This is a genomic window from Pedobacter sp. KBW01, from assembly GCF_003852395.1.
GTDB lineage: Bacteria > Bacteroidota > Bacteroidia > Sphingobacteriales > Sphingobacteriaceae > Pedobacter.
On record NZ_QAJQ01000003.1, the window covers coordinates 1 to 18,171 of the forward strand.

Sequence of the window (18,171 nt, forward strand, 5' to 3'; positions counted from 1 at the left end):
ATTTAGGTGCCTATATCGGTGGTGTCCACCTCTTCCCATTCCGAACAGAGAAGTTAAGCCCACCAGAGCCGATGGTACTGCGGTAACACGTGGGAGAGTAGGTCGGTGCCAAATCTTAAAAGAAACCCTTTAACAGCAATGTTAAAGGGTTTTCTTTTTTTATAGGCTTTTCTATTTTTATGCCACTTGTACGGAAAGCTTAAAGGCCAAAGCATAAAATCGGTTTTCCTTCAAGCTTTTTGAATCATTAAGGAGTAAGCAAGTTAAGGTTGTTTTAGGATGGTAAGATTTATAAAGCCATTCTTAATGGCCTTAAGTTCTTCATGATAAAAAAATGTGAGTATGATACATTCTTAGATTAACAGTAGGTATCCTGCTCCTGTTAAAAAATGTAAAATCTTTTAACCTCAAGGCAATAAAACCGTATTATTGTAATATTACGTAGATATTGCTATCATGAATTTGAACCTGAAGAAACTGGCTTTCCTTGCTTTTTTATGCGGTGTTAACTTTGCTGTTTTTGCACAGAATAAAAATGTACAACTTCCTGCCAATTGGTTTAATCTCGATTTAACCGAAAATGGTTATTTCGGTATCAGTACAGAAAAGGCTTACCGCGATTTATTAAAGGATAAAAAGCCCAAACAAGAGATTGTAGTGGCCGTAATTGATGGCGGTATAGATACCGACCACCCCGACTTAAAAAATGTACTTTGGACCAATAAAAAGGAAATTCCAGGCAATGGGATTGACGATGATGGTAACGGATATATCGATGATATTCATGGCTGGAATTTTATTGGCTCAAAGAAAGGAAACCTTGAATTTGATAACCTCGAACTTGTACGGTTATTACGTATTTATACACCAAAATATCAGTCTACAACGAATTTAACACCTTTAGATAGTGCACAGAAGGAAGAGTTTAGGCTATACAAGAAAATGGTAGGAGATTTCGGTAAGAAATATGAGGATGCCAGCAATACATTCTCTGTGCTGATTGCCATTAATAAGGTTTTAGATTCTGTTGCAAAGATCAATAAAAAGGAAATTCCAACCTTAGTTGATATTGACCAATATAAAGCTGACGATGAAACGGAAGAACAGGTAAAAACGATTATCAGAAAGGGCGCCAAAGAAGATGGCGGTTTCGAGAAGTTTTATAAAAGTATCAAAGATGGCTACAAACAGTACGATGCCATGCTTAAATACAATTTAAATCCTAAATACGATGTACGGGCTGATCTGGTTGGAGATGATTACAGCGATGCAAATCAACGTAATTACGGAAATAACGACGTAAAAGGGCCCGATGCTTTTCATGGTACTCACGTAGCAGGGATTATTGGTGCCGATCGCATCAATTCAATAGGTATTTTAGGAGTGGCGAATAGCGTAAAGATTATGGCCATCCGAGTAGTGCCCACAGGCGATGAACGCGATAAGGATGTGGCGAACGGCATCCGTTATGCAGTAGATAATGGAGCCAGGGTTATTAACATGAGCTTTGGTAAAAGTTATAAGTGGGATAAAAAAGCAGTAGATGAGGCGGTAAAATATGCCGAAGCCAAAGGTGTACTATTAGTGCATGCAGCAGGAAACGATAATCAGGATAATGATTTGGAAGAGAACTATCCAAATAAATTTTTTGATAGCAAGGAAGCTGAAACCTATAAGCAGGCGCATAAAAAAGCCGTTAAACCAGATTTTACACCACCAAAACCTAATGCACAGTATGGCGGAATGGGTATGAGATCCCCTTATGACAGAACATCTGTTTTAAAGCCAATTCCGGTCGATACAGCTAAATTTAGACTCCCACACGCAAGCAATTGGATTGAGGTAGGTGCAAGTGCCTATAAGGACGATGATAACCTTAAAGCTGATTTTTCGAACTATGGAAAATACAATGTGGATGTGTTTGCTCCGGGCTTTCTGATCAGATCAACCGTTCCCGACAATAAATATGAAGAAGCTGATGGAACGAGTATGGCTTCGCCGGTTGTTGCAGGCCTTGCAGGCTTAATTTTAAGCTATTATCCCGAACTAAAACCCGCCCAGGTACGGGAAATAATTATGAAATCGGTATCGAAGGTTGCGCATAAAATTAAGTACAAAAACGAAAAGGGCGACAATGTTCGCGTTCTCTTTAGCGAGATCTGTGTAAGCGGAGGCATTGTTAATGCATATAATGCCTTAAAACTGGCCGAAAGCTACAAGTAATTAATGAACCTGCTTAGCCACGCTTATAAGTGGTTTAACAAATTGCTGAATGGTACCGAATGGATATTGTTTGGCTTTTAAATGAGCTATAAAGTTATCCGTACGGGCAATCATTTTTGTGCCGGTGTTTTTGCGTACATAAGCCGGAAAACCAAAACGTTCAAAATCATTAAGATCGGTAAATTCCCAGGGGTGAAAATAGATGTTCAGATACTTATCTTTTTTATAAGCCCATTTTGTCAATGTTTTATAAATGCCCAGTGGAAGGTTGTGAAAGGATAACCAGAACAAAGGAAATCTAAACCACGGACTTACCGAAGCCGGAAGCTGCAATACATTGTTTTGCATAAAGTAGGTTCGCGAAACGTGGAAATTATTGTAACGACCCGGTAAATAGGTTGGATTAATAGAAGAGTTATAGGCATAGCCGGCCTTTTCTACTTCACGTTCATCAACCGGCATCATCCGCGCCATGCGGTAGCCGGTAATTTCCTGTCCCGAAAGTTCTTCTAGTTTTTGTTTCGACTGCAATAAATGCTCTGGTTTAAAATCAGAGTGGTAATAACCATGCGAAGCCAGTTCATGGCCAGTATCAATAATCCTTTTGATCAGATCAGGAATGTTTTCGGCAAAAGTAACCGTACAGAAAAAGGTTGCTTTTACCTGATGTTTATCCAGAATATCCAGAATAGCAATGGTACCCTCCCTCGAAATTGAAATCTGATCTTCAAAGGAAATCGTTTTTCCATACTCAAAAGGCATATCGAACTCTTCGATATCGAAACTTAACAGAACCATTTATTACTGCTTGATATTAGTTGAACGGATAATGTAATTGGGACGGTTTTTAGCTTGCATAAACATCTTACCCACATATATGCCTATAATGCCTAAAATAATGAGCTGCAGCCCACCAAAAAATACAATAGTCATGATTACCGATGCCCAGCCAGAAACTTCGACATGGTTAACGAATGCATAAATGATATATGGGATATACAATACAGATGCAAACGACAATATAAAACCCAGATAAACTGCCGTATAGAGCGGTTTGATACTAAAAGAAGTAACACCATGCAAAGCCAGCCTCAACATCTTTTTCAGCGTATATTTACTTTTACCCGAAAAACGTGCTGCAGGATTGTATTTAATGGCAAACTGTTTAAAGCCAAGCCATTTTACCAGTCCGCGGAGAAAAGGCTCATTTTCGTGGAAATTACGAAAAACGTTCACAACACGCTGATCGAGCAGGCGGAAATCGGCCGCTCCGGGCTCCAAATCAATATCAGAAAGCCAGTTTAATATTTTATAGAACAGGCTTGAAGAGCTTCTTTTGCCTTTCGACAAGTTTTTATCGTCTTCGCGGATGGTATAAACCACTTCATAACCTGCTTCCCATTTTGCAATCATATCCGGAATCAGCTCCGGTGGGTGCTGCATATCACAATCCATTGAGATTACGCAGTCTCCGAAAGCATGATCCATACCCGCTTTAACGGCCAGCTGATGACCAAAGTTTTTAGAAAATTCGAGAAAGTATATATTCCCGGCTGTAGTAGCATACTCTTTTATTTTTTCGAGTGTATGGTCGGAACTGCCATCATCAACCAGGATAATTTCGTAATTGTAACTAAGCGTAGCAAAAACCTTTTTAATACTTTCGGCTATTACAAAAATATTATCGGCCTCGTTGTAAGCAGGGATGACTATAGAAACTAATTTCTTCATTTATCGGTAATCAGATAAGACTCAAAATCTTCTTTCATCATTTGGTAAACAATAGTAAACCAAATAATCACGCAAGGTAGGGCTTTAAGCGAATATAGACGAATAAATTCTTTAACTGCCTTCGGGAAAATGTCGGTAGGCGACAAGCTGGTGAGTATAAAAGCAAAAACAAAAAGTGCAATTATCCAGCCTTTTTTCTCTTTTTGAGTGGTAAACCAAATGGCTACGCCAGCAAAAGCAATAACGTAAGTAGGCGATTCTGATCCGCTGCTGAAAATTACCGTAAAAATTAATGTAGAAGCCAGCAACATTAATCTGAAACCAATATGTTTAAACTGCGCAGTTCTCAAATAAGGTAAGCCAAACAAGATTAATCCACCCAATAAAAAGGGCATATTGGGAATGCTAACATCGCCGGTTATTCTCCGCGCCATTCCCATCAAAGAAATATCCTGAAAGGAAGTTAACGAAGCATTTAAGTCATTTTTATGGGCAAGAGAATTGTACCAGTCGCTGTACGATTGTATAATGAATGCTGGCGACGAAATGAGCATAGGCAATGCAAACAGCAAAGCAAATGCAGCCAAACCAGCGGCAATAAATTTCAACTTGTTTTTGGTGAAAAAGAAAAAAGCAAGGCCTACAATGCCGTACAGCTTAACCAAAGTGCCTAAAGCAATAAAAAAAGCCGAATGTATCTCTTTCTTTTTAACCAGGTACGAGAAACTAAGTAATATAATTCCTGTTAAGGCAATATTAAACTGGAAACTAAACAGGGCCGTAAGGGTTTCGTGGGCACAGATCCAGGCAATAACTGATCTTTTTTTAAGGCTGATGGGAAGGCTGTAAATACCCAAAAGTAACACCGCTACGTTGGCAATATTCCATAATACTGTGCCAAGGCCATCGGGTAATAACGCAAAGGGCGCAATCAGTATCGAAAATACAGGGCCATAGTGGTTACTGTCTGCATATTCGGGATAATTGAGGTATAAATCTTGTAAACTGGTTGTATGCCAGTAAACGTATTTAAAAATAAGGTAATTGTTATAGGCGTGATGGTGGTATTGTTTATAGCCTGCTATTATAGCCAGTATAAGGTATATGGCAATTATACATTCCTTTTTTAAAAGAAATAAGATGAGTTTTCGACGTTTAACGTTTTTATCCGGAATCATTGTTTTGGCAGTGCAATATAACTATTTTAACAGTTCCGGTAATAACATATTCTATTTATGGTTGGCATTACTCCGTAAATCCATATTTCGACGATAGCCTGATGAAATCATATTTTATGCGATTTAACGCCAATTTAATTTGCAATTAATAAGGTCACTTTACTTTTGGCCTATAAATATTTGGTTCATATTTATAAGGTTTAGTTAGTTGATTATTAAAGGCCATGAAGTATGTGTCATGGCCTTTGCAATAATATTATGGTTTAAATTTAATAACCGTAAACGAATAAGCCGGTATCTCGACTGGCTGACCCGAGGTAAGCATGATGTTGGTCTTTAGTGGCAGTACTTTCTTGTCGGCAGGGTTCCCCGATAGTACTGTCTTTATTGCATTAAAACTATGCTGTTTCAAATTTAAATCCAATGTAGTATTTACCGACACAGGAAGCAGGTTAACCAGTTTAATGGTAATCTCGCCAGTTGCGGAGTCTTTTACCATTGAGCATGCCATTCTTTTTTTTACGGCTTCCTGGTTTACCGAAAGCGCAACGGTAGATGGGAAATAAATATCGCCACCATTTTGGCCGTATAACTGCTGTACGTAATAGCCAGTGGTAGGCTTAACTTCGGTGTTGTTAAAATAAATTAAATCGGGGTTCCATTGTGTGTGGCCCTCTTTCGCAATCAATGGCGCGTAAGATGCCATACTCACTACATCCCCATTGCGCTCGAGCGAGGTTAGGTATAAAGCTTCGGATAATGAGGTTTCCAGATTGGTTTTATTACCTCCAGGTAAACTTGCTGCATATTCGCCCAGATAAACTTTTGATTTGGAACGGTCGTAATTGTCATAAAAGTCCTGATTATTAATCAACCAGCCAGGCGATTGATAATAGTGTTCATCAATAACCGGAACGTTCAGCTCTGAGGCAATCTGCCAGCCTGCATCGTAATCCGTGCCTTCAAAAAATGGTCCGGCAGTACCAATAATTACAATTTCGGGATGAATCTTCTTCAATGCTTTGTAAATCATAGTAAAGTGCTCGGCAAATACTTCAGTTATCTGGTCTTCGTTACCAATGCCAATATATTTTAAGTTAAAAGGTTTTGGATGACCGGCCTCAGCCCGTTTTTTGCCCCATTTAGTTTTAACATCACCATTGGCATATTCAACCAGGTCTGCAATGTCCTGAATATAGGCATCCATTTCGCTCATTGGGATACCGCCTTGTTGCCCGCCACCACCTGTTGATGAATTTTGGCAAGGTACGCCGGCAGCAATAACCGGAACAGGAGCAGCACCAATGTCTTCACAAAACTGAAAATACTCCAAATAACCAAGCCCCATAGTTTGGTGGTAACCCCAAAGGTTACGGTCGGGTTTGCGTGATTCGAGCGGGCCAATAGTGTTTTTCCAATTATAAATATTAGCAATGCCATCGCCATGAGCTAAACAACCGCCAGGAAAACGAACAAAACGTGGTCTGATGGCTGCAATTGTTTCGGCCAGATCGGCTCTTAAGCCATTGTTACGGTTTTTAAAAGTATTTTGTGGGAATAAAGAAACCATATCTACTGCAAAACGCCCTGCAGTTTCGAGTATGAGCTCTAGCCTGGCATCTGCAACATCTGCAGACGATACCAGTGTTACAGCTTGTTTTTGCCAGTTTGCCTGACCAATTTTTAATGTAGTTTGCGCAATTAAACCAGCTTTAGCACTTGTAAGCTTTACTATTAGATTTAACCTTTCCTTGCCTGCCAGTTTTGTAAAGACCGAAAAAAGATAGGTTGCGCCTTTTTTCAAGGTAATGCCATCAAAACCACTATTGCTTAAAGTAGCGCCTGTACTTAAAGCATTTACCATTGCATAATGCGGGTTATTGGGGTGTATTGGTGCAACAGAATCAATTTGCATGCTGGCCCCCTTACCGGTTATAGCCCAGGCATATGTACCGTTCCAGTTTTTGTCGTTAAAACCTTTATCGCGTAAATTGTATTCAAAATCGCGGTTTTGAATCAGTTCAGCATAAAGGCCGCCATCGGCCGCATAGTTTAAATCTTCGAAGAAAATACCTGTTAACATGCTGCTAATGGCTTTGGGTTTCTCAGGTTCGAAGGTTATTTTGGCGGTTAAATCTTTTAATCCGCTAAAACGGAAGGCATCATCTTTGCTTTGCTCGGCATTCTGCTTGCTCTTATAATCCTGCAACTCGTAAGCTTTTTTAAGGGCTAAAATATCAGTCCAGGGTAAGTGGAACATTTGCCCATCCAATTTACCATCCATTTGAATAACAGTACTGGCATTGCGGTAAGCAGCTGCGTTTACGGGTTTTGCAGCACTGTAATGATTTAAATTTTTAGATTTTACCTCAAAATATTTTCCCTCAGCATCTGCATAAATCAGTGTATATTCATCTTCGCCGGGATTATAACTTATCACTGGTCGCAGTACATTTTTACCGCTGGTAACGTAAGGGTAGCTTTGCGGTTTCCAGCTAATCAAATTTGCCGATTGAGCAGTGGCAAACTGCATGGTTTGATTATTTAGGCTCCAGGCGCAAACCCATTGTTTATTTTTCCCCTGAATCAAATAAGGGTTTATCATTTTCTTTTCGGTACCCCAACGGCCATAATCACTTTTTAAAAAGGTATAATTATTGCCAACTGGTGTCCAGTGCTGCTTATCTAAGCTCCAGGCAAAGCGTAATCCATTTGCGTTGTAGGCAAAAAGGTAAGCTGAGTCGGGTTCATTTTTTTTAAAAGCAAATGTATTTATAACGGTAAGCAAAAGGACTGTAACCGACAATAATTGTTTGTTCATTTGTTTGAGTTAATTCGGTTAAAACTTCATGTTTAAATTCCAGTTACGGGCTAATGCTGTTGCCTCCTTTTTAGTAAGGTGTATTACCGCGCCATGTTTGGGCGAAGAGAAATTGGTCGATTTCATTACTCCTTCGTTAAAACGGCCCAGATTGGTGAAATTCGTAAAGTCGCTGGTCTCACTAAAACCGAAATTATGCGGGGTAATGCGGTAGATATCATAAATGAGCACCCATTTATTTTCGCCAATACGTTTATAAACCGTAGGCGCCTCACAACCTACTTTTTCAGGGTCGTACCAGCGGTCGTCGTATTGATAATCTTTATTGATAGATGTTGAAACCGCTTGTTTTACTCCAGATGTACCATCATGCGGAACGTAAAACATGTGAAACTTGTCGCCAACTTTAGTAATATCGGCATCGATATACGATACATCTTTCGGGTACTGAAAAAGCAGCTTTGGCTGTGATTCGAAACGGGTAAAATCTTTATCCATATAAGCATAATAGAGCTTGTCTTTCCCGTTGGCAAAACGCATGGTAAAGTAGATCATCAGCTTATTTTCTTTTTCATCAAAGATCAGTTCTGGTGCCCAGGCACAGCCAATATCGGCCAGTTCGGGGAAAGATTGATCTACTCTTAAAACCCGGTGCGACCAATGAATCAAATCTTTCGATTTCATAAGCACCAAACCGCGATTATTGCCCCAGCCATACGCTTTTCCATCCCGTTCCCATTCTGTATTGCGGTAGCCTGCCTTTTGGCCGTAAATATGCAGGTCGGTTAAGGCCATGTAAAACATGTCATCGGGGCCACGGTAAATGTGCGGATCGCGGATGCCTTTCTGTTCAGCAATGGTATCGCCTGCAATAACAGGTTTGGCCTGGTTTACATCGGTAAAACTGTAACCATCTTTACTTAAGGCCATATATAAACCATGGGTATCATCTTTAAAGTATACCATCAGGTAAGCAGCCTTGTCTTTTTCGCGCGCTTGCTGTTTTCGTTGGGCAAAAAGGTTAATCGAAAAGAATAGCGCTATCAAAAGTGTTGTGGTCCGGTAGAAAATAATCATTGGCTTTATATTTGGTTTTAGCAGATTGAACCACTAAAATAACAAATAATCGTCATTATGACGATTATTTGTTCCTGATAACATGCGCCATTAAAATTTAAGCTGTTATGAAGAAGAAGCAGCCACAGCTTCTTTATGTAATTCTTTACTCCTAATCCGGCTCAGGGTTTCCAGACGCATACCCAAATAACTGGCCAGGTAGCGCTGGGGGATCCGGTTCATATCAATTTTTTTGCTTTCTTCGAGCATGCGGTAGCGGCGCAGTGCATTAGGAATGCGCGCTAGTATCGATCTTTCTGAAGCTGCATAGTAATGCAGGGCCAAAAGCTTGCGGCCAATCACATTGGCTTCTTCGTATTTGGCGTAAGTGGCATCGATTAAAATATAAGGGATACGGATCAGTTCGCAATCTTCTAGTGCCTGAAGATATTCTACCGAATGGTAGGCTTTGTGATCGGGGTGGCGGATGGCACCTACAATGTTGTTACCGAAACTGAACCAGGTGGTAATATCTTTTGTGCCGTCTTTAACAAAGCCACGTACTATACCGCTTTTTACAAAGTAAAGTGCAGCATTACTATCAATCGGAGAAACAATGTGCTTGTTTTTTCTAACCTTAATTAGCGAGCAATGTTTTTCGTACTCTGCAATCATCGAATCAGAAACTGGATAATACTGCTCAAAAAATTGAATGAGCGGTTGTACAAAAGAGCTGTTTTGGGGATGGAGCATCATATTGTAACGTTTAGTTTGTTGAATAATGTGTTATTAATAAAAGCATCAGTTCAACACTTTTAATGGATATAGGTGGTACTTTTTAAGCAGTAAGACCACATTTACTCCATAGCGGGATGATGGGCTTTTCTAATATGTTTGTTTAATTATTCCGTATCTACGTAAAATATAGCTATTAGGTTTTTTTAAATAGGATTATTTATACAAAAAAATACTGTATTAATAAAGTTACATAATTTTTATTGTAAAAACAGATAGCCTGGTGCAATTAGCTTTTTAAAATTAACTAAAACTATCTGTTTGCGATCCGGTTAGCATAATAAGAAAGATGATAATGGAGAGAAAAGATACTAAAAGAAAAGTAATTACTGAACTTGCAACTGCCGGCTTGCAGGCTGCAGCAAAAAGGTTGGGAGCAACCGCAAGCCGTAAACAGATCAGAAAAGGCATTTCGCAAAATATTGGGGTTATTGATCAATTATTGCGGTTAACCTTGATGAAAAATATGGACCCTTCAAAAATAATGAAGAGAGATATTGAACTGAGCGCCCTAGGCGTAATTGCCATGCACAATTTTTACAAAGGTTTTAAACGGAACAAGAAACTATGGGTGCTGGAGGGTATTTTTTTATCGGCTGCACTGGCGGGAGTAATTTTGGTAACCCAGATAAACCGTAGCAGGAATAAACCCGAAAAACCCAGCTAAGCCATTTGCTTTAACTTCGATGTTTTGGCCTGTTTAATATAGTTATCCAAAAACTGACCAATGCCTGTTGTAGCATAACCCATCAGTCGCGAGTTTTCGCCCAACTCTGATGATACAATGGTTGTTTTCTCTCTGATCTGGGTCATACAATACGTATTAATAGCCTGCTGCATGGGCAAGGTAATGTATTGTTTTGCTTCGGCAATTTTGCCACTTAAAATAATCAGTTCGGGATTAAAGAGCTGAATGAGCATAGCAATGCCTTTGCCCATATGTGTGCCGATATTGGATAACAATTGAATGGCATACTGATCGCCTTTGTTGGCGGCTGCAATGATAACGGCTGGTTCTATCCTTTCGAGTTCTTCATTACTGAGCTTATTTAGCATAGAATTTTTGCCCGATAAAATGCCTTCTTTAGCCATTTCGGATAGTGCATTACCTGATGCAATGGTTTCGAGGCAACCGTGTTTACCACAGTAACACAAAGCGCCGTTTTCTACGAAAGGAATATGCCCCAATTCACCCGAAAAACCACAGGCTCCGGGTCTCAACTTACTATCCATAATAATACCCAGGCCCACACCCCAATCCATGAGTAAAATGAGCGCATTTTTTTTGCCTTTGGCCATGCCATGTGTAAACTCGGCCATCGTAGAACCATTTACATCGTTCTGGATCACTACAGGCAAATTCAACATTTTTTCGAATGCCGCAGTTAACGAAATATTTTCAGCATCATTCAAAAAATAGCTGTAGTTCTCGCCACGCGCTGCATCAATCAGGCCGGGCATACCTACACTGCAACCAATCAGTTCGCCGTTTGATATGTTTTGTGATTGAAGAATATCCTGTAAATGGGTGTTTAAAATATGGAAGAAATCGGCCCTGCTTTTTGAGATAGGAAGGGCGATAGTTTTAGGGCCAAATATGAAATTATAATTGTTGTCCATAATGGCTATTTTGGTATGGAACAATTCGATATCGATACAAACAATCAGGATTTTTTTGTCCTTTAAGCTATATAGATCAGGTTTTCTACCACCCATGGATGCACCGTAACCTTTCTTTTCAATCCAACCTTCGTCTGTTAAACTGCTAATGAGCTTCAAAATACTGGGGGTACTCATGTTCATCAGCTCACATAATGCTGAAACCGGCGATGGCCCTATACTGAAAAGGTATTTAATCAGCTCATATTTCTGGGTCAGCCTTTTATTCCCCTCATAATTGGATATGCTATTTAATAGGTTAAGATTCATGAATATTTGGTTCAATTTGGATAAATATATAGAACTTCTGTTAAAAATTTATAAAAGTTTTTTTCATACGTAAAGAAATAAACGATGTTTTGTCTTTTTAACAATTTCTTCCTAACATTAACTAACCAAATATGCTATTTAATGTCGCTGTATCCTGTTTTGAAAAAAATATAATGCATTGGCTATTAATTTTAAACTGAACCATCAGATAAGTTTATTTCTACACAACAACCAAAATGAAAACTAAAGAAGAACCACAAACAAACTCCAGAAGAGACTTTATTAAAAAAACAGCAGTGGGCCTTGCTGCCTTTACAATTGTGCCCCGTTACGTACTGGGCGGACAAGGCTTTATAGCGCCCAGCGATAAATTAACCAAGGCGGTAATAGGCGTAGGGGGCATGGGCCGTAACCACTTTGTTTACGATGGCACACAGGTAGTAGCCATTTGCGATGTAGACAGCAGGCATATTGCCAAATCGTTACCCATGCTGGATAAGGGCGTAAAAACCTTTAGCGATTACCGCGAATTACTAAAACTGCCTGAGGTAGATATTGTACACATTGCCACGCCGCCACACTGGCACGGAACCATGGCCATTGATGCGGCCAATGCAGGTAAAGACATTTGGTGCGAAAAACCGATGACACATACCATTGGCGAAGGTAAAAGGGTAATGGAAGCTGTACAGCAACACGGTCGCATGTTTCGTTTAAATACCTGGTTTAGGTTTAAAGATACTTTTTATGGCATGGGAACAACGGTAAAACCCATCAAAAAACTGGTTGATAGTGGCTTACTGGGTTGGCCTTTAAAGGTTACCGTAAGTAAGCATACGGGTTACGACTGGAAATTTTACTGGGTAGGTAAAGAAAATTTACCAGTAGAACCTGTACCTGCTGAGCTTGATTATAATTCGTGGTTAGGGCCTGCACCGTTTAAACCTTACAGTACCCATCGTGTACACGGTACTTTCCGCGGTTATTGGGATTATGATGGTGGCGGTTTAAGCGATATGGGTCAGCACTATATCGATCCTATCCAGTACTTTTTGGGCAAAGATGATACCAATCCAATCTCGGTAGAAGTAGATGCCCCACAACAACATAGTGATGCCGTGGGTACCTGGAGAAGGATTACCTATACCTATGCCGATGGTTGCCAGATTATTTTAGATGGCGAAGGCAAAGATGCCAATGTGCCTTATATAGAAGGACCAAAAGGAAAGCTTTATCCTGGCTTTAAATCCGATATTCCGGATTTGGAGCGTAAACTGGCCGCATTCCCTGATCCGGCTCCACAGATGACAGATTTTGTAACCTCGGTTAAAACCAGACAGCAATTTGCACTGAACGAGGAAAACGGACACCGCTCTTGTAATATCGTAAATATTGGTTTGGCAGCACTCCGCCTGGGCCGTTCTTTAAAATTCGACCCGGTTAAGCAGGAATTTATTGATGATGAAGCAGCCAATAAACTGATCAATCCGGTAATGCGTGCACCTTTCACCATATAGTTCATCTAAACCAAACTTTACAGAAATTTTTAATCGATAACAATGATAAAGAAATTAATATTTGCACTGTTGGCTATTGTGATGTTGCAACAGGCTATATATGCACAAGATAAAACCGATCAGCGTACCACCACTACCCGCATTGCCGATCTGCTGGCCCAATTGCCGGCGAGAGATGCCAAACAGCTGAACAGAAATATGCAGGAAATTGCCGATTTAGGCGAAGATGGCTATGTTGGCTTAATTGGTGGCTTAGCCCCTGGTGCAAAAGGAAATGCGGTAATTGAATATGCAGTTAGTGGTTTTTCGGCTTATGTAAGTAAGGCAGGGCAAGAAAGCCTGCGTAAAATGAGTGCTGCTGCTTATTGCAAGGCACTGGCAAAATTAACCGATAACCCAAACAAAGCTTTCGTAATCAGTCAGTTTGAACTGGTTGGAAACGATGCAGCTGTTAGTTGCATTGCGCCTTATTTAAAAGATGAAGTGCTTGCCGATCCGGCTGCCAGGGCTTTGGCTAAAATCAATACCGAAAATGCTACCGCTGCTTTGTTGGCTGCCTTGCCGGCAACAAGTGGCAAAGCACAGTTGGCTATTGTTGATGCACTTGGTCACAGCCATTCGAAACAAGCAGCTGAGGCGATAAAAAAACTTTTTGCAGGTAAAATGAGTGGCGATGTAGCTAAAGTTTGTCTCTATGCACTTGCTAACATTGCCGATCCGGCTTCGAAAGAAGTATTGGCGAATAGCGCCAGCAGTGTGGGCTTTAAACCCGAAAACACCAATGCCGTTGATGCTTATCTGGTATATGCCAACAAACTGTTGTTAACCGATAAAGTATTGGCCACAAGTATTGCGAAAGAAATATTAGAAAAAGCAAAAGGCGATGATTTGGTACATACCCGTACAGCAGCATTAAAAATAGTAGCTGCTACCGAGCCCGATTATTTATTGGCTGCTTTAAACGATCCTGATTTTAAATACCGTGCTGCTGCCCTGAAATTTGCTACAGCCAATTTAATTGCCGGCAAAGGAACAGCCGATGCCTGGATTGGTAAATTAGGCAAAGCCGATGCCGAAACACAGGTAGCCATTATCCAAATGCTGGCCCAGGCCAAAGTACAAGCTGCATTGCCTGCGGTAACCAAACTCATTAACAGTAAAGACCAAAGTGTAAAGTTGGCTGCTATTGAGGCTACTGGAAGCATTGGGCAGGAAGCTGCGCTGGCCGCCTTGCTTAAATCGATGACTAAGGCCGATACCTCAACATTAAGTGCCTATAGCAATGCCTTGTTGAGAATAAAAGGAGATGGAGTAACCACGCAGGTAGCTGCCTTTATTCCTAAAGCTAAGCCCGATGCTCAGGTTGCATTAATTAATGTACTGGCTGCCCGTGCAGCGCACAACGAGTTACCCGCTATTTATAGCCTGCTTAAAAATAAAAACCCCGAAGTTAAAAACGCGGCTTACAGGGCACTATCTACAACTGTAAATGCACAGGATTTACCGCAGTTGTTTGTATTGTTAAACGAAACTTCCGATCAGACTGAGCTGGTGAGTGTACAGGATGCTGTTATTTCGGCAGTAAAAGGTGGTAAAGAAGAGCAGGTAGATGTAATTTTAAAACAGATGGATGCTGCAACGGCAGAGAAAAAGCCATTGTATTATAAAATATTAGGCAGTTTGGGTGGTAAAAAAGCGTTAGCTGCCGTTTCTGCAGCTTTCAGTACTGGAGGCGATGCCGATAAGCAGGCTGCTTTACTGGCTTTATCATCGTGGAACGATAGCGGATCGGCAGATGAGCTGATTAAAATAGCACGTACCACTACCAATGCAGAATACCTTAACCAGGCTTTAAAAGGATATTTAAGATTGATTAATACTTCGGGCGCTGCTCCTGAGCAAAAACTGTTGATGTTGCGCAATGCGATGGCGGTAGCTAAAACCACAACGCAGCAGCAGGAGATTTTAAAATCTGCCGATCAGGCCAAAGCCTTCAATACTTTAATTTTTGTGGGTAAATATCTTGACGATGCAGGGCTGCAACAAGCCGCTGCCACCACGGTGATGAATGTAGTAATGGCCGGAAAATACAATGGCATCATTGTAAAAGATTTGATCAATAAAACCATCCAGGTACTAAAAGGTGCCGATGCCGAATACCAGAAAGAAGGCTTACGCAAATACCTTGCAGAAATGAAAGAAGGCGAAGGTTTTGTTTCGATGTTTAACGGAACCGACTTAACAGGCTGGAAAGGTTTAGTAGCCGATCCGATAAAAAGGGCCAAAATGGATGCCGCTACCCTGGCTACCGAACAAGCTAAAGCCGATGCCGAGATGAAAGAAAGCTGGAAAGTGGTAAACGGCGAGCTGCAGTTTCAAAGCCACGGCAATAACCTGGCTACCTTAAAAAAGTACGGCGATTTTGAAATGCTGGTAGACTGGAAAATTATCGACGATAAAAAAGGAGAAGGCGATGCGGGTATTTACCTGCGCGGCACGCCACAGGTGCAGATCTGGGATAATGCCCGTGTAAAAGTAGGTGCCCAGGTCGGTTCGGGCGGTTTGTACAACAACCGTGTAAATCCGAGCAAGCCATTGGTAGTGGCCGATAACAAACTCGATGAGTGGAATACTTTCAGGATCTTAATGCATGGCGATAGGGTTACCGTGTACCTGAACGGACAATTGGTAACTGATAACGTAGTGCTCGAAAATTACTGGGATAAAAACCTGCCTATTTTTGCCGAAGAGCAAATCGAATTACAGGCACACGGATCGCCGGTAGCTTACCGCGATATTTTTATCAGGGAAATACCAAGACCAAAACCTTTTGAGTTAAGTGCCCAGGAGAAAAAAGAAGGTTATAAAGTATTGTTCGATGGTACCAATATGCACAGCTGGACCGGAAATACAACCGATTATATTATCGAAGACGGAAATATTGCCATCAGGCCGAAACCAGGTAAAGGATCGGGAGGTAATTTATTTACCAAAGATGAGTATAGCGATTTCGTATACCGTTTTGAGTTTAAATTAACTCCGGGTGCCAACAACGGTTTAGGAATCAGAGCTCCTTTTGAAGGCGATGCGGCTTATGAGGGGATGGAGTTACAGATTTTAGATAACGAGGCCCCTATTTATAAAGATTTGCATGTGTACCAGTACCATGGGTCTATTTATGGCACTATTCCGGCTAAAAGAGGATTTCTAAAACCGGTTGGCGAATGGAATTATGAAGAGGTAGTGGTAAATGGTCCGAAAATAAAAGTAGTTTTAAACGGAACTGTAATTCTGGATGCCGATATTACCGACGCGAGAAAGAATGGTGCTGCCGATCATAAACCACACCCTGGATTACTGCGCGATAGCGGGCACATTGGTTTCCTTGGCCACGGTTCACCGGTAGAATTCAGAAACATCAGGATTAAAGAGCTAAACAATAAAGTAACCAAATAAGATTTATGACTGAAGAAATAAAAGATTCAGCTGCCGATAATTCAAGAAGAAATTTTATTAAAACCACTGCCCTTGCGGCAGCTGGTTTTATGATTGTACCACGCCATGTATTGGGAAAAGGTTACCTGGCACCGAGCGATAGGCTGCAGGTTGCGGGTATTGGAGTAGGCGGTAAAGGTGAAAGCGATTTAACAGGCGTATTTAAAGGGGGCAGATCCGATATCGCTTTTTTATGCGATGTGGACGACAGACGTGCCGCCAATTCGGTAAAACGTTTCCCTAAAGCCAAATATTACAAAGATTATCGCCAGATGCTGGATAAAGAATCCAAAAATATTGATGGCGTAGTCATTTCAACACCCGATCATAACCATGCCATGCAAGCTATGGCGGCCATGCAGTTGGGTAAGCACGTATATGTACAAAAACCATTAACCCACGATATTTACGAAGCCAGAATGCTTACAGAAGCAGCTAAGAAATACCAGGTGGTAACACAAATGGGTAATCAGGGTGCCTCAGGAGAGGGTGTACGTAAACTCAAAGACTGGTTGGATGCCGGCTTGATTGGTAAAGTACATACGGTATATTGCTGGACCGACCGTCCGGTTTGGCCGCAGGGTATTTCGTGGCCAGCTACAGGAGGCAACATCCCTGCCGAACTGGATTGGGATTTGTGGTTGGGCAGTGCCCCATTTAAACCTTATGTAGAAAAACTGGTTCCATTTAACTGGCGTGGCTGGTGGGATTACGGTACAGGTGCCATAGGCGATATGGGCTGCCATTTGGTAGAACCACCTTTTAGGATACTCGAACTCGATACCCCAACCAGTGTAGAATGTAGCGTTGGCAGTGTATATGTAGATGAGTTTAAACGCGGGTATTTCCCCGAAAGCTGTCCGCCTTCGAGCCATGTGATTATGACTTTTGATAAGACCAAAAAAACAAAAGGTAATTTGCAGATGCACTGGATGGATGGCGGTATTAAACCCGAACGTCCGGAAGAGATGCTGCCGAACGAATCATTTGGCGATAATGGCACTTTATTTATTGGTACAAGGGGTAAAATGATTTGCGATACTTATGGCGCTAACCCAAGATTATTGCCATTAACGAAAAATGCAAGCGACCGTACCAAACCTAAAGCTACCCGTGTACCGGGTGATGTGGATGGGCACTATACGCAGTGGGCCGAAGCTGCTATTGCCGGTTATGGTAAAATAGAGCTGAGCTCGCCTTTCGAAATAGCGGGCCCGCTTACCGAAACCCTTTTAATTGCCAATCTGGCCATTAGAGGCATAGATGTAAAGCGCCCTAAAGCCGATGGTAAGGGCTTTACCTTTCCCGGCAGGGATATTAAAATGCTTTGGGATAAACAGAACATGAAAGTAACCAACTTTGATGAAGTAAACCAGTTTGTAAAACGCGAATACCGAAAAGGCTGGAGCCTTGGGGTATAACCTGA

The 18,171-nt window shown here is 41.1% G+C and carries 12 protein-coding genes and 1 rRNA gene; 6 read left to right on the plus strand and 7 right to left on the minus strand.

Translation table 11 applies throughout. From position 1 onward, the window contains the following. The first annotated feature begins 2 nt into the window (after positions 1-2). Both rrf and DBR40_RS02660 read left to right on the plus strand, forming a co-directional pair. Positions 3-114 (plus strand): 5S ribosomal RNA (rrf, locus tag DBR40_RS02655). Between the two features lie 342 nt (positions 115-456). Beyond that, positions 457-2,223, plus strand: coding sequence for a S8 family peptidase (locus DBR40_RS02660; RefSeq protein WP_124558264.1), 1,767 nt, complete (start codon positions 457-459; stop codon positions 2,221-2,223). On the opposite strand, the gene DBR40_RS02665 is transcribed toward DBR40_RS02660, so the two are convergent. The 6 genes from DBR40_RS02665 to DBR40_RS02690 all read right to left on the minus strand — a co-directional run bounded on the left by DBR40_RS02665 (position 2,224) and on the right by DBR40_RS02690 (position 9,765). Continuing rightward, a complete protein-coding gene (locus DBR40_RS02665) occupies positions 2,224-3,021 on the minus strand; it encodes a polysaccharide deacetylase family protein (protein WP_124558265.1) in 798 nt (265 codons plus the stop codon). It lies immediately after the preceding gene. A 3-nt stretch (positions 3,022-3,024) separates the two neighbouring features. Then, the gene (locus DBR40_RS02670) at positions 3,025-3,954 is read right to left on the minus strand and encodes a glycosyltransferase family 2 protein (protein WP_124558266.1); all 930 of its coding nucleotides are present in this window, start codon (positions 3,952-3,954) and stop codon (positions 3,025-3,027) included. After that, on the minus strand, positions 3,951-5,132 hold the full coding sequence (locus DBR40_RS02675) for a glycosyltransferase family 87 protein (protein ID WP_124558267.1): 1,182 nt from the start codon (positions 5,130-5,132) through the stop codon (positions 3,951-3,953). The genes DBR40_RS02670 and DBR40_RS02675 overlap by 4 nt, the downstream gene beginning before the upstream one ends. A 256-nt stretch (positions 5,133-5,388) precedes the next feature. Then, a complete protein-coding gene (locus DBR40_RS02680) occupies positions 5,389-7,953 on the minus strand; it encodes an alpha-L-arabinofuranosidase C-terminal domain-containing protein (RefSeq protein ID WP_124558268.1) in 2,565 nt (854 codons plus the stop codon). Between the two features lie 18 nt (positions 7,954-7,971). Continuing rightward, entirely contained in the window at positions 7,972-9,030 is a 1,059-nt protein-coding gene (locus tag DBR40_RS02685; RefSeq protein WP_124558269.1) for a glycoside hydrolase family 43 protein, read from the minus strand. Between the two features lie 105 nt (positions 9,031-9,135). Further along, the gene (locus DBR40_RS02690; protein ID WP_124558270.1) at positions 9,136-9,765 is read right to left on the minus strand and encodes a Crp/Fnr family transcriptional regulator; all 630 of its coding nucleotides are present in this window, start codon (positions 9,763-9,765) and stop codon (positions 9,136-9,138) included. Positions 9,766-10,099: 334 nt separating this feature from the next. Here DBR40_RS02690 and DBR40_RS02695 point away from each other — a divergent pair, with 334 nt between their 5' ends. After that, on the plus strand, positions 10,100-10,471 hold the full coding sequence (locus tag DBR40_RS02695) for a hypothetical protein (protein WP_124558271.1): 372 nt from the start codon (positions 10,100-10,102) through the stop codon (positions 10,469-10,471). Here the strand turns inward: DBR40_RS02695 and DBR40_RS02700 are convergent. After that, positions 10,468-11,733, minus strand: a complete 1,266-nt coding sequence (locus tag DBR40_RS02700) for an ROK family protein (RefSeq protein ID WP_124558272.1) — start codon at positions 11,731-11,733, stop codon at positions 10,468-10,470. The two genes, DBR40_RS02695 and DBR40_RS02700, sit on opposite strands and share 4 nt — an antisense overlap. Positions 11,734-11,969: 236 nt before the next feature. On the opposite strand from DBR40_RS02700, the gene DBR40_RS02705 reads away from it, so the two are divergent. Genes DBR40_RS02705 through DBR40_RS02715 form a run of 3 tightly spaced genes read left to right on the plus strand, consistent with a single transcriptional unit; the run spans position 11,970 to position 18,166 of the window. Further along, positions 11,970-13,250: a Gfo/Idh/MocA family oxidoreductase gene (locus DBR40_RS02705; RefSeq protein WP_124558273.1), complete on the plus strand. Its 1,281-nt coding sequence runs from the start codon at positions 11,970-11,972 to the stop codon at positions 13,248-13,250. A 42-nt stretch (positions 13,251-13,292) separates the two neighbouring features. Beyond that, complete coding sequence (locus DBR40_RS02710) at positions 13,293-16,706, plus strand: family 16 glycoside hydrolase (RefSeq protein WP_124558274.1); 3,414 nt, start codon at positions 13,293-13,295, stop codon at positions 16,704-16,706. 5 nt (positions 16,707-16,711) lie between these two features. Beyond that, complete coding sequence (locus DBR40_RS02715) at positions 16,712-18,166, plus strand: Gfo/Idh/MocA family protein (protein WP_124558275.1); 1,455 nt, start codon at positions 16,712-16,714, stop codon at positions 18,164-18,166. Positions 18,167-18,171: the final 5 nt, after the last annotated feature.

What these genes read in the sequence shown, in the direction of transcription:
- DBR40_RS02685 (WP_124558269.1), bottom strand. Translation starts at nt 9,030, where the DNA reads ATGATTATTTTCTACCGGACCACAACACTTTTGATAGCGCTATTCTTT.
- DBR40_RS02710 (WP_124558274.1), top strand. Translation starts at nt 13,293, where the DNA reads ATGATAAAGAAATTAATATTTGCACTGTTGGCTATTGTGATGTTGCAA.
- DBR40_RS02670 (WP_124558266.1), bottom strand. Translation starts at nt 3,954, where the DNA reads ATGAAGAAATTAGTTTCTATAGTCATCCCTGCTTACAACGAGGCCGAT.
- DBR40_RS02680 (WP_124558268.1), bottom strand. Translation starts at nt 7,953, where the DNA reads ATGAACAAACAATTATTGTCGGTTACAGTCCTTTTGCTTACCGTTATA.
- DBR40_RS02690 (WP_124558270.1), bottom strand. Translation starts at nt 9,765, where the DNA reads ATGATGCTCCATCCCCAAAACAGCTCTTTTGTACAACCGCTCATTCAA.
- DBR40_RS02660 (WP_124558264.1), top strand. Translation starts at nt 457, where the DNA reads ATGAATTTGAACCTGAAGAAACTGGCTTTCCTTGCTTTTTTATGCGGT.
- DBR40_RS02705 (WP_124558273.1), top strand. Translation starts at nt 11,970, where the DNA reads ATGAAAACTAAAGAAGAACCACAAACAAACTCCAGAAGAGACTTTATT.
- DBR40_RS02715 (WP_124558275.1), top strand. Translation starts at nt 16,712, where the DNA reads ATGACTGAAGAAATAAAAGATTCAGCTGCCGATAATTCAAGAAGAAAT.
- DBR40_RS02700 (WP_124558272.1), bottom strand. Translation starts at nt 11,733, where the DNA reads ATGAATCTTAACCTATTAAATAGCATATCCAATTATGAGGGGAATAAA.
- DBR40_RS02665 (WP_124558265.1), bottom strand. Translation starts at nt 3,021, where the DNA reads ATGGTTCTGTTAAGTTTCGATATCGAAGAGTTCGATATGCCTTTTGAG.
- DBR40_RS02695 (WP_124558271.1), top strand. Translation starts at nt 10,100, where the DNA reads ATGGAGAGAAAAGATACTAAAAGAAAAGTAATTACTGAACTTGCAACT.
- DBR40_RS02675 (WP_124558267.1), bottom strand. Translation starts at nt 5,132, where the DNA reads ATGATTCCGGATAAAAACGTTAAACGTCGAAAACTCATCTTATTTCTT.